The following is a 1,669-nucleotide window of genomic DNA, read 5'->3' on the forward strand; positions in this document are numbered from 1 at the left end:
GGCCTCATTTCTCGCTGCCGTCCAGATCAGATGCATCGCTCTCTGGGCTAAAATCTTGTGACGACACTATCTAATCTTTGCATTCCTGTCGCTTCCCTCAGATTTCTGATGGCGCTTAAGGAAGCATGCTGATTAATTATCTTCATCTGAAAACTGTGAACCGGCCTTTAAGGATTAATGCAAGTTCGTTTTGTTTAATCAGGAACTAAGGCTTTTGACTTGCAAAATACAACCGTCTCCATAGCGTAGCGTCAATTCGGAATCTGGTTATGGGGTGGTTATGCGTGGACTGAAATGGTTAACAGGCCTTGGGCTGGCAGTCGGAACGGAACACTCAGTAAGGCCATCCGTGCAGCCGGCACAAGCGGGAGGGTTCAGGAACGTACGGTCCGGTCAGTTGTTACTGGGAACTGCGGAGCGACAGAAGATCGTCCGGATGTTGCGGGAAAATTGCCCACTGTCACAGTCAGCCTTTGACGAATTCTGGCTAAAACCCTTAGAGCAAATGGCTGCTCGGGTTCAGGAAGTACCGGCAGCCTGGGCGGGGCCGTTCTCCACACCAGGGAGCTTTACTGACCTCAGTTTATCCGTGGCCGCAAGTGCCGTGAGGCTGGTACGCGGTATGATGTTACCTCCGGGAGCGACGCCTGAGGAGCAGGCAGAGCAGGGGCCGGCCTGGATATGCGCAGTGTTCTGGGCTGGGCTTTTTCATCATCTTGACTGGTTGTCGCAGATTGAAGGGAGCCTGGCGAACGGAAAAGCCTGGTGTCCGGGGATGGAAATACCCGGTGCAAACTGGCGGGTGCGTCCCCGGCAGGGGAGGACGGCTTCAATGAACGGCATGTACATTGCCAGTAAACTCATCCCGGATGCTGCGGCTATCTGGCTTCAACGCTGGCCGGCGATTTCAGGTGCGCTATTTTTGTATCTCAGCGGACAAAAAGCTCAGTCTGGAATTCTCAACAGCATCATCAGCGATGCGCTTGCCAGCGTTGCCAATAGATCAGGAACCGTTTCTGGTACAGCAAGCCCCTCTGAAAGCGATAAGGTGATCACCACAGGGGAGGAAGGTGAGGAAGAATCCAGAACAAACAATATCCCAAATTTAATAGACGACGATATGCATCAAACGTCCAGTCACAAAAATATAACACCGGTTCCAGAGCCAATTAACAATGCATCAATAGGTTACGATACTAACCAGACAGGTGATTATGCTGCCAAGGATGTTACCGGTCAGGTTACGTTGCTTTCGGCATTTGATAATCATGATACTCAGTCATCCGATGAACGAACAGGTGATGAAACTGTCCCGGACGAGTCGGTATCAACCGCAGCACTTCTTAGCGTGCTTGACCAGATGTCGGGCTCTGGTGCTCCTGTTGTTGAAGCGAAGGTTGAAACTACTTCTTCTAAAGAGCCTTCGCTGGTCGGGATGGAATCTGGCACCCCAGGAGAAAAGTTTCTGGACTGGCTGAAATCCTCAATCCTTGACGGTACGGTTAGTGTCAATGAGGGCGAGAGTTTTGCGCATATTCTGGCTCAGTTTGTATTCATTGTTTCACCTGAGTGTTTTTTTAAATATTTGTTGCTCGCGAATTCAGATAATAAGTGCAACGCTCGGACATAATTGTGGAGAGTGTAGGAGGAAGGGTTAACTACCGATAAG

Annotated in this window: 1 protein-coding gene; it reads left to right on the forward strand. The window is 50.3% G+C overall.

The window, feature by feature from the left end; translation table 11 throughout:
- The first annotated feature begins 280 nt into the window (after positions 1-280).
- Positions 281-1,630, forward strand: a complete 1,350-nt coding sequence (locus ACSZPU_RS25550) for a TraI domain-containing protein (protein WP_499004403.1) — start codon at positions 281-283, stop codon at positions 1,628-1,630.
- The last annotated feature ends 39 nt before the right edge of the window (positions 1,631-1,669 follow it).

This window comes from Phytobacter sp. V69 (assembly GCF_965644215.1).
GTDB lineage: Bacteria > Pseudomonadota > Gammaproteobacteria > Enterobacterales > Enterobacteriaceae > Phytobacter.

What these genes read in the sequence shown, in the direction of transcription:
- ACSZPU_RS25550 (WP_499004403.1), top strand. Translation starts at nt 281, where the DNA reads ATGCGTGGACTGAAATGGTTAACAGGCCTTGGGCTGGCAGTCGGAACG.